We start from the raw sequence: 12,741 nt of genomic DNA, 5'->3' as shown, positions 1-12,741 counted from the left end.
CCGCCCCATGACTCCACTGACCCGCGAACTGGAACAACTGCTGGCACCCGGCGACCGGTTGCTCGATCCGGCGGACTGCTGGACGTATGGCGCGGACAACTCGAAGCTCCACGCGGTCCCGGACGCGGTGGCCTTCCCGCGCGACGCGGATACCGTGCGCGAGCTGGTGCGACTGTGCCGGCGGCTGGGCGTTGCACTCACCTGCCGGGGGCGCGGGACGGGCACCACGGGCGCCGCGGTGCCGGACCACGGGGGGCTGGTGGTGTCCTTCGAGCACATGAACCGCATCCTCGAGGTGGACCCGGACAATCGCTGGCTGATCGCGGAACCCGGCGTCACCAACGGCGAGATCCAGCAGGCCGCGGGACGCCACGGCTTTTTCTGGCCACCGGATCCGACCAGCAGCGCCTACTGCAGCCTGGGCGGCAACCTGGCGTACAACTCCGCGGGGCCGCATGCGGTGAAGTACGGCACCCCGCGGGACAACACCCTGGGCCTCGCCGGCGTGGCCGGCACCGGAGAGGCCTTTCGCACCGGGGTCCACACCACCAAGGGTGTCGTGGGTTACGACCTCACCCGGCTGCTGATCGGCTCCGAGGGCACGCTGGCCGTGATCACGGAGGCCACGCTGCGCCTCACCCCCAGGCCGGAGGCGACCCGCCTGATCCAGGCGGTATATCGCGATGTCGGCGACGCTGCCCGCGCCGTCTCGCGCCTGATGGCCCGAGCGGAAGTCCCCTCGTCGCTGGAATTCATGGACCACTCCGCCATTGCCATGATTCGCGACTATGATCCGGACTGCCCCCTGCCTGCGGGCGCCGGCGCCATCCTGATGATCGAAACGGATGGCACCGAGGCCGGTATCGACGCCACCACCGCCGGCGTGCGCGCCGCGGCCGAGGGCCCGGGCTGCCTGGAGACCCACAGCGCCGACACCCCCGAGGCGGCACAGGCCTTGTGGGCCGTACGCAAGGCCCTGTCCCCGGCGCTGCGGACGGTGGCGCCGAAGAAGATCAACGAGGACGTGGTCGTGCCGGTCTCGCGCATCCCCGAGCTGATCGCGGGCCTGGACCGCCTGGCCACGGAGCATGCGATCAAGATCGTGAATTTCGGCCATGCCGGCAACGGCAACATCCACGTGAACCTGCTGGTCAACCCGGACGATCCGCAGGAGCTGGCGGCGGCCGAACGGTGCCTGGACGGGGTCTTTACGCTGGTCCTCGCGCTCGGCGGCACCCTGTCCGGCGAACACGGCATCGGGCTGGTCAAGCGGCCCTATGTGGCGCGTGAGCTGGACCCGGTGGCACTGGGGCTGATGGCGGGCATCAAGCGCGAGTTCGATCCCGACAACATCCTCAACCCCGGCAAGGCACCCGGCCCGGCCTGAGGCTACGCCCCCTTCGTCCGGCACACATCCCCGGAAAAGAAACGGGCCCCATACGGGGCCCTGCGCACTACTTGACGACCTTGAGCGACGGCCCCTTGCGCCTGGGCGCCGGGGCATCCTCTCCGCCCCCGCCATCACCGGACCCATCCGGCGGCGCGCCTGGACCATCGTCCTCGGGGCCGGGCCCCGGCTCACTGCCGAACATCATGCCCTGCCCGTTCTCGCGGGCGTAGACCGCCAGGACCGCTGGCATCGGCACAAACACATCCATCGGGTTGCCGGCGAAGCGGGCCGAGAAGGCCACGGCGTCGTCCCCGATATTCAGCGCCTGTACCGCGGAGGGACCAACGTTCAGGGTGATCTTGCCCTGATCCACAAAGGCCTCGGGCACGACCACACCCTCGACCGTGGCGTCGACCAGGATATGCGGCGTGAAGCCGTTATCCGTGACCCACTCCCACAGCGCACGGAGCAGATAGGGGCGCGACGAAGTCACAGGCGCAGCTCGCGCTCGGCCTCGGTCAGACTCACCTGGAAAGACTCGCGCTTGCACACACGGTCGGCGTATTCCTGGATCGCCTGCGGCAGCGAGGTCAGGTCGATACCGACCGCCGGAAGCCGCCACATTACGGGGGCAATGGCACAGTCGACGATGGAGAACTCGTCACTCAGGAAGTACGGCTTGAGTTCGAAGATCTCCGCCGAGCTCACCAGGCTCTCGCGCAGGATCTTGCGCGCCTTGGTCAACCCCGAGCCGGAGGCCTTGTAGACCGCGTCCAGCCCCTCGTACCAGTCGCGTTCCACGCGATAAAGCGCCAGCCGCGCGGCCGCCCGCGAAACCGGATCCACCGGCATCAACGGCGGATGCGGAAAACGCTCGTCCAGGTATTCGGTGATGACATGCGTCCCGTACAGGGCCAGATCGCGATCCACCAGGGTCGGGACCTCGTTGTACGGATTCAGATCGGAGAGATCCTCGGGCAGCTCGTCCGGCCCGAGATTCACGACATCCACGGCGATGTCCTTCTCCGCAAGGATGATGCGCACCCGGTGGCAGCGCACACAGTCGTGAGCAGAAAACAGGGTCATAACGGAACGACGGTTGGCGACCAGCGCCATGGCTTTCTCCCTAGCCCGGCCAGGCACGAGGCCACGCCGGGCAGACGGTCAATAACACCGGCGCGCGATCATCCTTGGTCAGTGCGCCGGCGACGGTTCAGGCCGCCTAGTGTACGTCTTTCCAGTACTCCTTTTTCAAGAAGTAGGCCAGGATCGTGAAGATCCCGAGGAAAATCAGGACGTACAGGCCGATCCGCTGGCGGTCCAGCTGCATCGGCTCGCCCATGTAGGAGAGGTAGGTGACGATGTCGCGCACGGCGCGGTCGTATTCGCTGGGCGTCATGCTACCGGAGCGCACCAACTCGAGACGCTCGTTGCCGTCCTCGTCGACAACCTTCTCCTGCCAGCCCTGGAGCTCCCACAGCACGTGCGGCATGCCGACGTTGCTGAACACGGTATTGTTCGCGCCCAGCGGACGCGACTCATCCACATAGAAGCTCTTCAGGAAGGTGTAGACCCAGTCCTCGCCATGGATGCGGGTGGTCATGGTCAGGTCGGGCGGGACCACGCCGAAGGCCTCTTCGCCGTAGTCGTCGCTCATGGCGTTCTTCATCAGCGAACCCACACCGACCGGATCACCGGCTTCGTCGGTAATGAAGATGAAGTTCTCTTCCATGTGCTGCTCGGTCAGCCCGATATCCCGCGCGACGCGGTTGTAGCGCATGTACTCCGTGGAGTGGCAACCCATGCAGTAGTTCATGAACAGGTTGGCACCGCGCTGCAGCGAGGCCTCATTGGTCACGTCAATATTGGCCTTCTCCAGGTCACCGTCGTACCCGGCCGCCGAGGCGGCCGGGACGGTGAACAGGGCCGCAGCGGCCAGGAACGTAGTTGCAATCAGCGTTTTCATTACGAAGTCACCCTTTCCGGAACGGCACGGTCACGGCCCAGGCCACGCGCGAAGGCGGGGGCCACCATGGTCACGAACAGATACACGGTCGGAATCAGCCAGGACCACATGATCAGACTCGCGTCACTCGGATCGAAACGCAGGATGTCGTAGATCGTGTAGATACCCACCACCACGGCGAATGCGATCAGGCTGAAGACCGCGGAGCGTTCCTTGCTGAGGAACCACAGCAGGAAGAAGAACGCGAAGTAGACCGTGGAGAAGCGCAGGCTCATCTCGCTCACTTCCGTGGTGGCCTGCTGCAGACCCAGCCAGCCGAGGATCACGAAGGCCACCACGAACACCGCCAGGTTGAACTTGGCCGCGAACGAGCGGTAGCGCATCGACAGTACCGGATTGCGATCCAGCCACGGGATGAAGAACAGCATCACCACCGCAAGGCCCATCGCGACCACGCCGAGGAACGGATCCGGCACGGATCGCAGCACCGAATACATCGAGGTGAAGTACCACACCGGCGGGATGAGATCCGGGGTGACCAGCGGGTCGGCCGGGATCATGTTGTCCGGCTTCAGGAACAGGCCGCCACCGGTCGGGAAGAAGAACATGATCACGGCAAAGACCATCAGGAACACGCCGACACCGACCAGATCCTTCACAGAGTAGTACGGGTGGAACGGGATGCCATCCTTCGGGATGCCGTTCTCGTCCTTGTTTTCCTTGATGTTGATGCCGTCCGGGTTGTTGGAACCCACTTCGTGCAGCGCAATGATGTGCGCGGCCACCAGCATGATCAGCACCAGCGGCAGGGCAATCACGTGCAGCGCAAAGAAGCGGTTCAGCGTGGCATCGGAGAGCAGGAAGTCACCGCGAATCCAGGTCACCAGGTCCGGCCCGATGTACGGGATGGTCTGGAACAGGTTCACGATCACCTGTGCGCCCCAGTAGGACATCTGGCCCCACGGCAGCAGGTAGCCGGCGAAGGCCTCGGCCATCAGCACCAGGTAGATCAGCACACCGAAGATCCAGATCAGCTCGCGCGGCTTCTTGTAGGAGCCGTACAGCAGTGCCCGGAACATGTGCAGATAGACCACCACGAAGAACATCGAGGCGCCGGTGGAGTGCATGTAGCGGATCAGCCACCCCCACTCCACGTCGCGCATGATGTACTCGACCGACGCGAACGCGAGTTCCGCATCGGGCTTGTAGAACATGGTCAGGAAGATGCCGGAGACGATCTGGATGACCAGCACCAGCAGCGCCAGGGAGCCGAAGAAATACCAGAAGTTGAAGTTCTTCGGCGCGTAGTACTGCGCCAGATGCTCGTTCCACATCTGGGAGAGCGGGAAGCGGGCATCGACCCAGCCCAGCAGACCGCCCTGGATCTTGGTATCAGGATTGCTGGCCATTTAGATCGCCTCCCCGTCTTCGTCTTCGCCAATGACAAGCAAGGTGTCCGTGCGGTACATGTGGCGCGGGATCACCAGGTTGGTCGCCGCCGGCATGTTGCGATACACGCGGCCGGCCAGGTCGAAGCGGGAGCCGTGGCAGCCGCACAGCCAGCCACCCTGCCAGTCGGACCCCATCTCGGGGTCGCCGATCTCCGGGCGGTAGGTGGGCGAGCAGCCCAGATGGGTGCAGATGCCGATCACGACCAGGAACTCGGGATTGCGCGAACGGTGCTCGTTCTGCGCGTATTCCGGCTGCTGGCTCTCGACCTCGGACTCCGGATCGCGCAGACGGTCGGTCACCTCGGACAAACCGGCGATCATCTCTTCGGTGCGTCGCACGACCCAGATGGGCTGGCCGCGCCATTCGACGCTGACACGCTGGCCCGGCTCGACAGCGGACACGTCGAACTCGACAGGGGCCCCGGCCGCCTGAGCGCGCGCGCTGGGCTGCAAGGACGCCAGGAACGGGGCCGCGACAGCGGCGACCCCGGCTCCGCCTACGACAGATGTCGCGGCGACGAGGAACCGGCGCCGGCCTCGGTTTACGCCTTGGTTTGCCATGTTTGTCTCTCCAAACAACGTGTTGAAATCGTATTCCCGCAGCCACGCAACCAAGGCGCAGCCTGAACGCGAGGGGCCTTGGCCGCACGCGCGAATACCCATCTGGGCGGGCTGTAAAATCCGATAGAATTCCCGAACACGCTAATAAGGTCAAGTAGATTACTGCCTTAAGACCGAGCATTGCGCTTGGTCACGCGCGTCGAAAACCTACATAACCAACTGATTACAGACGGGCGCGGACGGGGTGTCCGGCACGCCCCCAAAGCGAACAGGCTGCACGGCAATCTCGCACGCAGTCGCGTGCGGGCGGGATCACCCCCGCTCAGGCGGGATTGTCGATCTCGATAAACTGGTGTTCGAGACCGAAGCGCTCCGCGCACCACTGGCCCAGGGCCGGGGCCCCGTAGCGCTCGGTCGCATGATGTCCGGCAGCGAAGTAGTGCACCCCCAGCTCGCGCGCCTCGTGGGTGGTCTGCTCGGAGATCTCGCCACTGATGTAGGCATCCACTCCCTGTGCCGCGGCCTCGGCAAGCAGGGACTGGGCCCCGCCGGTACACCAGGCGATGCGGCGGATGGGATGGTCACCGGCCTCCACGCACAGCGCCTCGCGCCCCAGCACGTTGCTGATATGCGCCTGCATGTCGGGCGCCGACATCACCCGCGCCGGGCTCCCCACCTGGCCGACGCCGTCCTCGCGCAGCACACCGTCGATCGCGAATCCCAGGCGCCCGGCCAACTGGGTGTTGTTGCCAAGCACCGGGTGGGCATCCAGCGGCAGGTGGTAGGCGACCAGGTTGATGTCATGCGCCAGCAGCAGGCGCATGCGCTCGCGCTTCATGCCGGTCACCTCCTGCGGTTCGCCCTTCCAGAAGTACCCGTGGTGCACCAGGATCAGGTCGGCCCCGGCCTCCACCGCCGCCTCCACCAGCGCCAGGGAGGCGGTCACCCCGCTGACGATCCGACGGATCTCGCGGCGCCCCTCCACCTGCAGACCATTCGGGCAGTAATCGCGGAAACGCTCCGGCTCGAGCTCCGCATTCAGTGCCTGCATCAGTTCATCGCGATTGACCACGGCGGGATCCCCTGTTGAACGCTGATTCGGTATATTCGACATATGGTGAATTTCTCTCGCTTTCTGCTGCAAGCCGCGCTGACCGGTATTGCCCTGGCCGTGGTGATCGCGGTGTTCTTCCCCGAGATCCTCGGCCGCGACGAATCCGGCGCCGATCTGCAGGTCGCCGAACCCGTGCCGGCCCCGGGCGCCACGGGTGCGCCGGCCAGCTACGCCGACGGCGTACGCCGCGCCGCACCCGCGGTCGTCAACATCATGACCTCGCGCACCATCGACCGGCCCTCCGGCCTCGGCCTGCATGAATTCTTCGGCCAGCCCCTTCCGCCGGGTGAACAGGAGCAGTCCAGCCTCGGTTCCGGGGTCATCATGACCGAACAGGGGCACATCCTCACCAATCACCACGTGATCGAGGAGGCTGATGCCATTGCCATCATGCTCCCCGGCGGCGAGGCCCACCCCGCCGAGATCATCGGCATCGATCCGGATACCGACCTTGCCGTTCTGCGCGTGCGCGCGCCGGGGCTCGGTGTGGCCACGGTGGGGCACTCCAGCGACCTGCGGGTGGGCGACGTCGTGCTCGCCATCGGCAACCCCTTCGGCGTCGGCCAGACGGTGACCCAGGGGATCGTCTCCGCCACCGGGCGCAACCAGCTCGGGATCAACACCTTCGAGGACTTCATCCAGACCGACGCGGCGATCAATCCGGGCAATTCCGGCGGCGCGCTGATCAATGCGCGCGGCGAGGTCGTCGGCATCAACACCGCGATCTTCTCGCGCTCCGGCGGCTCCCACGGCATCGGCTTCGCGATCCCGGTGGATCTGGCGCGCAGCGTGATGACCGAGATCATCGAACAGGGCTATGTCGCCCGCGGCTGGCTGGGGATCGAGGTCCAGGCGATGAACCGCGAACTGGCCGAATCCTTCGGCCTGGACACGCCGCGCGGCGTGCTGGTCGCCGGCATCCTGCGCGAGGGGCCTGCGGAAGAAGCTGGAATCCGACCGGGGGACATCATCACCCACCTGGACGGCAGCAGCGTGAACACCCCGCGAGAAGCGCTCAACGTGATCGCCCGCACCTCGCCCGGCGCGACCCTGGACATCCGTGTCCAGCGCGAGGGCGAGGACGTCGAACTCGCCGCCACGGTCGCCCAGCGACCCATCTGACGCCGAACCGCTAGCGCCCGCGTCGCCTATCCACCGGCCGGCGAACTGACCGTGGTCAGTACCGCGGTCAGCAGCAGGATCGACCCGACCAGACCGCCCTCCAGCGCGATACTGCGGCGCAGCCGCCCGGGGGCCCCGGGTTCGCCGCGCTCGAACGCCGGCACCAGCCGCCACTTGTTCGCGGCGGCCAGCAGCAGGAGCAATCCGACGATCAGGACCTTGCCGATCAGGAACTGCCCATAGCCCGTGGTGAGCAATGGCGTGACACCGCCCAGCAGCAAGGCCGCCAGCACCACACCGGCCAGCACCAGCAGCCCGACCCCGAACACCGCCACCTGGCCAAAGCGCGCCAGGATGCGCGCGGCATCACAACCCGCCGGCGGGTGCCCCGCCAGGCGATACAGCGGCCACAACGAACCGACCCAGAAGGCCGCAGTCAGCAGATGCAGCACCAGCAGCCCTCCCAGCAGGACGCGCGGCTCGTCCACCGTGTGCCCGACCTGCACGAAGGCGAGCATCACCAGCAATACGCCGGCAAGGCTGAGACCGTAGCCCAGCCCCGGCAACCGACGGGCATCCAGCAGGATCGCCTGCACCAGCAACAAACCGCTCACAGCCAGCACCAGCCGGGTTCCCTGCGCCCCCTCGAACACCACGCCGAGCAGCATGGGGTCGAAGGCAGCCGCACCATTGCCACCCCCGAGGTATCCGGCCTGCAGCGGCCACTGGACCAGGGCCAGCACGATCGCGACCCAGGCCGCGATCGCACCCATGCGGCTGGCCGCCCGGCGATCCGGATCAGGCAGATCCGGAAACGCCAGGCGAAACAGCACCGCCCCGGCCGCCAGCAAGGCACCGGCATAGAACCCGGCCGCCACCAGCATCATGGCGCCCGTCCAGGCATCCACACCGGACAGCGCAGACAGCCAGGCCACGGCCTAGTTCTCCACCGTGAAGCGGAAGCTCCCGGACATCATGTGGCCGTCGCGGGCCAGACCGCGCCAGCGCACCTCGTAACGACCCGGTTCCAGATCGCCGGCCGGACGCACATGGTACTCCTCGGTCGGATCACTGCCCGGCTCGTTCTCGAGAGACACGCGGCCTTGCGGGCCGATCACGTCGAACTGGGTGATGCGCATCGCGCCATCGAAGTGAATCCCGATCTCCTCCGGGGTGCCCTGCACCGTGGAGCCATCCTCCGGGACCTGTCCCATTTCGCCCTCGTGGGCCAGCAGGGGGCTGGCGAAGGCCAGCAGCAGGGCCGCAAGGGCGGAACGCAGGATATTGCGGTTACCAATCGTCATCATGTCGTCCTCAAGTTGTTCAAGTGCAGTCGTGTCGTCTCAGAGTCCGCCGGCCGCAGGCCACCGGGGGCCGCCTTGCAGCGGTCCCGGCACCTGCACCCGTGGACGCTTAGTGGTTGTGGCCTCCGTGGCCGTTGTGTCCTCCATGCCCCCCATGACCTCCATGCCCACCGTGGGCATCGCGGCTGGGGGTCGGGAGCCCGTCGGAATCCGCACCCGCGACCTTGCCGCGGCGCACCGGACTGCCGAAATCGGGATCGCTGCTCACGCGGCGGGCCACCTCCCCGTCCGGGTGCCAGTACCAGCCCGGATCACGGAAATCCCCGGGCTCCAGGTCGTCGCGCACCTTGATCAGGGTGAACATGCCGCCCATGCCGATGTTGCCGAACGGCCCCTGGCCCATCCCCATCGGCAGGGTGTTCTCCGGCCCGCGCATGTGGCCGCCGTCGGTATGGTCCTGGTGATCCGCCATGCCGTGTTCGCCCATGGCCATATAGCCGGGCAGCAGCGTACGGATCTCCTCCTCGAGGCCGGACTGGTCCACACCCAGGGTGTTGGCGATGCCGTGCCCCATCGGGTTCATGGTGTGGTGGGACATGTGGCAGTGGAACGCCCAGTCACCCGGTGGCGCGACGAACTCGATATCGCGGGTCTGGCCGACCGCGACGATCTCCGTGGTCTCCTTGCGCCACTGGTTGCGCGGCCAGCGCCCGCCATCGGAACCGGTGACCTCGAACGACACCCCGTGCACGTGCATCGGGTGGTTCCACATCGACAGGTTGCCCATGCGGATGCGCACGCGCTCGCCGGTCTTCGCCACCAGCGAGTCGATGGCCGGGAACACCTTCGAGTTCATCGACCACAGGTCGAAGTCGACCATGATCGACGGATCCGGCGTGCGCGTGCCCGGGTGCAGGCCCCAGTTGTGCAGCAGGATCGCGTAGTCGCGGTCCACCGGCTCGATCTCGCCGTCCTTCGGGTGGATGATGAACATCCCCATCATCCCCATCGCCATCTGCACCATCTCGTCGGCATGCGGGTGATACATGTGCGTGCCGTGCTGGTTCAGCTCGAACTCGTAGACGAAGGTCTCGCCCGGATGGATCGGCGGCTGGGTCACGCCCTTCACCCCGTCCATGCCCGAGGGCAGGTGGATGCCGTGCCAGTGCACCGAGGTGTATTCCGGCAGGCGGTTGGTCACGTAGATGCGAACCTTGTCGCCCTCCACCGCCTCGATGGTCGGCCCCGGGGTGGTGCCGTTGTAGCCCCAGCACTTCGCCACCGAGCCGGGCGCGAACTCGTGCTCGATCTCCTCGGCGACCAGGTGGAACTCCTTCACGCCGTTGTTCATTTCATATGGCAGGGTCCAGCCGTTCGGCGTATGCACCGGCATGTAGCCCTGTTCGGTGCGTTCGCCGGGCGTGGCATCGCCCTCGTTGTGGTGCTCGTGACCCGTTTCGGCCATCACCCGGGTCAGGGTGGTTGCCGGCAGCATTGCCGCGCCGGCGGCCAGCAGGAAGTTACGCCGTTTCATCAGTGATGCCCTCCGTGACCGTCGTCGCCGTGGTCACCGTGATCGCCATGGTCATGATCCCCGTGATCCCCGTGATCCCCGTGATCCCCGTGATCCCCGTGATCCCCGTGATCCCCGTGATCCCCGTGGTCCCCGTGGTCCCCGTGGTCATGATGGTCGTGATCCATCTCGGACGGGTCATGCTCCAGCGCGTCGGTTTCGAGGTAGCCCTCGTCACCCGGCGCCCCGCCCGGCAGCTCGCCGGCCACCGTAAAGGCCAGATCCACCCGGGCCCGCCAGTAGTCACCCAGCGCGGCCACGGCCCGCTGCCAGTCGGCCAGCTCTTCCTGCTTGGTCACCAGCAGGTCGAAGACATCGTCGAACATGAAGTTCACGCGCTCCTGCACGCGCTCCAGTTCGATCTCCCGGGCCGGCAGCAATTCATAGCGCTTGGTGCTGAACTTGTCGCGGTGATGGGCCAGCCGCACGAAGTGCTGGTGCACATCGGCGGTCACCGCCTGCTCCAGCTTGGCCCGCCGGGCCTCACCGTCCTCCAGCCGCGCCTCGGCCCGGGCGATGCCGGCCTGGTTCTGGTTGAAGATCGGCAGGGTGAAGGAGATGCCACCGCCCCACAGGCGGGTGCCGTCCGTCTCGCGCTCGAACTCGATACCGGGCTCGATGTCACCCAGCCAGCGATAGCGCCGCACCAGGGCCACGCCCTCGGTGAGCCCCTCCAGGGCATGGTCCAGGGCCCGCAGGTCCAGACGCTGCTCCAGCGCCTGCTCGACCAGGGCATCGCGATCGTCCACACCGGCCAGCGGCAACGGCAGCTTGCCGGGGACCTCCCAGCCATCCACCTGGCCGGGCAGCCCCATCAGGTGGGCCAGGCGCAGACGGGTTTCGCGCTCGCGCTGCCGCGCATCCTCGAGCTTCAGCCGGGCCTCGGCCGCACGGATGCGCAGCTGTACCCGCTTCAGGTCGGGGATGTTGCCGGCGTCATAGAAGCGCTCGCCCAGCAGCGAGCCGAGATCCGCGGCGCGGGTCTCCAGCGCCTGCACCTGCGCCCGCTGGCGCGCGGCCACCGCGTCATACCAGGCACGCTCGGTGTCCGAGGCCAGGGCCACCATGCCTTCGGCCAGCTGCAGACGTGTGGACTCCCAGTGGGCCTCGGCAATGTCCTGACGCGCACTGCGCATCAGCAGGCCGGAAATCCCCCAGGCCAGGCCGACCCCCGTCTCGTTGCCGCCACCGCCCTCGGGGCGCATCACCGACAGCGACAGGGTGGGATTGGAAAACTGGGCGGCCTCGACCACGTCGGCAGCCGTCAGATCCAGCTTGGCGTAGGCCTGCTGCATGCGCGGGTTGCGCCACAGGGCCTGATGAATGGCCTCCTCGAGCGTCAGCTCGCCGGAGGGGCGGGGCATCTCCGACTCGGGCAGGTCGATCCCCTGCACCGAGATGTCCTCCGCCAGTTCGGAGCGGTCCAGCTCGGGCGCAGTGACCGCGCAACCGGCGAGGAACAGCACCGAAACGACGGGGAGCAGCAATCGGGTTGCTCGCATCGTGAAAATCTCCTTGATCGGACTTCGATTCCGCATCCCGCGCGAACGCGCGACACGGCCTTGCCATCCGCCAGCACCGGGTGGAACCCGGACGTGCGGACAGCCCCGGCGCTCGGGCCGGTAGTCAGATCAGGAGAGGATCGGGGGTCGGTATAACGCGGCCGCAGGCGGGCCGCTCTGGAAGGAATACAGGCGCATGGCCTGCGTGACCGGGGTCAGCAGGTGCATGCCGGTGATGGACGGCATGCCCTGGCAGTGGCTGCAGGCCGAGCAACTCGCCAGACAGGCGCCATCCAGGCAATCCGCGTGCACGATCACCCCGCTGGCGTCAGAGGAATCGGATGCTTCATGGGCGTGGTCGCCGCCATGCCGAGTATCGGCGGGACCGTCCTGCGCATGGTGATCATGGTGGTCGCCGTGCGCGTGATCATGCGAATGATCATGGTCCGCGTGATCCGCCGCCTTGTCGCCCTGCGACTGGGCCCCGTGCATCGCATGCCCGGCGTGACTGCCTCCCTCGCTCGCGACGGCTGCAAGTGCCGGCAGGCCGGCAATCGCCAGCACCAGCATCCAGCACAGCAGTCGATGGAAGACCCGTTTCACGTCGGCCAAACCCTCATCTCAGGAGGCATCACCCCGATAACCCGCCGATACGCTACCACAGCCCGCACACATCAGCGCACCCCTGTGGGCTTGTGGGAGCGTGCCTGCACGCGAATGCCCCTGCCCGCGTCCGGCTTTGGCGGGGGCATTCGCGG

General features: G+C 66.8%; 13 protein-coding genes. 2 read left to right on the top strand and 11 right to left on the bottom strand.

All coding sequences use genetic code 11. The features are described 5' to 3' along the window. The first annotated feature begins 7 nt into the window (after nt 1-7). Nucleotides 8-1,387, top strand: coding sequence for an FAD-binding oxidoreductase (locus F614_RS0109140; RefSeq protein ID WP_019558751.1), 1,380 nt, complete (start codon nt 8-10; stop codon nt 1,385-1,387). A 67-nt stretch (nt 1,388-1,454) separates the two neighbouring features. Here F614_RS0109140 and F614_RS0109135 read toward each other — a convergent pair whose 3' ends face one another. The 6 genes from F614_RS0109135 to F614_RS0109110 all read right to left on the bottom strand — a co-directional run bounded on the left by F614_RS0109135 (nt 1,455) and on the right by F614_RS0109110 (nt 6,440). Continuing rightward, nucleotides 1,455-1,883, bottom strand: a complete 429-nt coding sequence (locus F614_RS0109135; protein ID WP_018878159.1) for a ClpXP protease specificity-enhancing factor — start codon at nt 1,881-1,883, stop codon at nt 1,455-1,457. After that, nucleotides 1,880-2,506, bottom strand: coding sequence for a glutathione S-transferase N-terminal domain-containing protein (locus F614_RS0109130; RefSeq protein ID WP_018876487.1), 627 nt, complete (start codon nt 2,504-2,506; stop codon nt 1,880-1,882). Before F614_RS0109130 ends, F614_RS0109135 begins: the two co-directional genes overlap by 4 nt. 106 nt (nt 2,507-2,612) lie before the next feature. Continuing rightward, nucleotides 2,613-3,356 carry a cytochrome c1 gene (locus F614_RS0109125; protein WP_018876488.1) on the bottom strand — a complete coding sequence of 248 codons (744 nt, stop codon included), beginning with the start codon at nt 3,354-3,356 and terminating at the stop codon, nt 2,613-2,615. Continuing rightward, a complete protein-coding gene (locus F614_RS0109120) occupies nt 3,356-4,765 on the bottom strand; it encodes a cytochrome b N-terminal domain-containing protein (protein ID WP_018865637.1) in 1,410 nt (469 codons plus the stop codon). Before F614_RS0109120 ends, F614_RS0109125 begins: the two co-directional genes overlap by 1 nt. Further along, a complete protein-coding gene (gene petA, locus F614_RS0109115) occupies nt 4,766-5,368 on the bottom strand; it encodes a ubiquinol-cytochrome c reductase iron-sulfur subunit (protein WP_026279149.1) in 603 nt (200 codons plus the stop codon). Between the two features lie 322 nt (nt 5,369-5,690). Continuing rightward, nucleotides 5,691-6,440 (bottom strand): Nif3-like dinuclear metal center hexameric protein, encoded by a 750-nt coding sequence (locus tag F614_RS0109110; protein WP_019558750.1) that lies wholly within the window; start codon nt 6,438-6,440, stop codon nt 5,691-5,693. 42 nt (nt 6,441-6,482) lie between these two features. On the opposite strand from F614_RS0109110, the gene F614_RS0109105 reads away from it, so the two are divergent. Continuing rightward, entirely contained in the window at nt 6,483-7,604 is a 1,122-nt protein-coding gene (locus F614_RS0109105; protein ID WP_018865634.1) for a S1C family serine protease, read from the top strand. 26 nt (nt 7,605-7,630) lie between these two features. Here F614_RS0109105 and F614_RS0109100 read toward each other — a convergent pair whose 3' ends face one another. The 5 genes from F614_RS0109100 to F614_RS0109080 all read right to left on the bottom strand — a co-directional run bounded on the left by F614_RS0109100 (nt 7,631) and on the right by F614_RS0109080 (nt 12,553). After that, complete coding sequence (locus F614_RS0109100) at nt 7,631-8,539, bottom strand: copper resistance D family protein (protein WP_019558749.1); 909 nt, start codon at nt 8,537-8,539, stop codon at nt 7,631-7,633. A 3-nt stretch (nt 8,540-8,542) separates the two neighbouring features. Beyond that, nucleotides 8,543-8,911: a copper resistance CopC family protein gene (locus F614_RS0109095; RefSeq protein ID WP_018881396.1), complete on the bottom strand. Its 369-nt coding sequence runs from the start codon at nt 8,909-8,911 to the stop codon at nt 8,543-8,545. A gap of 106 nt (nt 8,912-9,017) precedes the next feature. Next, complete coding sequence (locus F614_RS0109090; protein WP_019558748.1) at nt 9,018-10,442, bottom strand: multicopper oxidase family protein; 1,425 nt, start codon at nt 10,440-10,442, stop codon at nt 9,018-9,020. Beyond that, nucleotides 10,442-11,968: a TolC family protein gene (locus F614_RS0109085; protein WP_019558747.1), complete on the bottom strand. Its 1,527-nt coding sequence runs from the start codon at nt 11,966-11,968 to the stop codon at nt 10,442-10,444. The genes F614_RS0109090 and F614_RS0109085 overlap by 1 nt, the downstream gene beginning before the upstream one ends. 144 nt (nt 11,969-12,112) lie before the next feature. Next, a complete protein-coding gene (locus tag F614_RS0109080; RefSeq protein WP_051074669.1) occupies nt 12,113-12,553 on the bottom strand; it encodes a hypothetical protein in 441 nt (146 codons plus the stop codon). Nucleotides 12,554-12,741: the final 188 nt, after the last annotated feature.

Source organism: Thioalkalivibrio sp. ALE12 (genome assembly GCF_000381105.1).
GTDB lineage: Bacteria > Pseudomonadota > Gammaproteobacteria > Ectothiorhodospirales > Ectothiorhodospiraceae > Thioalkalivibrio.
Note: the sequence above shows the minus strand (reverse complement) of the source record. Positions and strands in the feature narration are given on the sequence as shown.

Excerpts from the sequence above, each read along its gene's own strand:
- F614_RS0109140 (WP_019558751.1), top strand. The coding sequence starts at position 8 with ATGACTCCACTGACCCGCGAACTGGAACAACTGCTGGCACCCGGCGAC.
- F614_RS0109130 (WP_018876487.1), bottom strand. The coding sequence starts at position 2,506 with ATGGCGCTGGTCGCCAACCGTCGTTCCGTTATGACCCTGTTTTCTGCT.
- F614_RS0109125 (WP_018876488.1), bottom strand. The coding sequence starts at position 3,356 with ATGAAAACGCTGATTGCAACTACGTTCCTGGCCGCTGCGGCCCTGTTC.
- F614_RS0109120 (WP_018865637.1), bottom strand. The coding sequence starts at position 4,765 with ATGGCCAGCAATCCTGATACCAAGATCCAGGGCGGTCTGCTGGGCTGG.
- petA (WP_026279149.1), bottom strand. The coding sequence starts at position 5,368 with ATGGCAAACCAAGGCGTAAACCGAGGCCGGCGCCGGTTCCTCGTCGCC.
- F614_RS0109105 (WP_018865634.1), top strand. The coding sequence starts at position 6,483 with ATGGTGAATTTCTCTCGCTTTCTGCTGCAAGCCGCGCTGACCGGTATT.
- F614_RS0109095 (WP_018881396.1), bottom strand. The coding sequence starts at position 8,911 with ATGATGACGATTGGTAACCGCAATATCCTGCGTTCCGCCCTTGCGGCC.
- F614_RS0109090 (WP_019558748.1), bottom strand. The coding sequence starts at position 10,442 with ATGAAACGGCGTAACTTCCTGCTGGCCGCCGGCGCGGCAATGCTGCCG.
- F614_RS0109080 (WP_051074669.1), bottom strand. The coding sequence starts at position 12,553 with ATGCTGGTGCTGGCGATTGCCGGCCTGCCGGCACTTGCAGCCGTCGCG.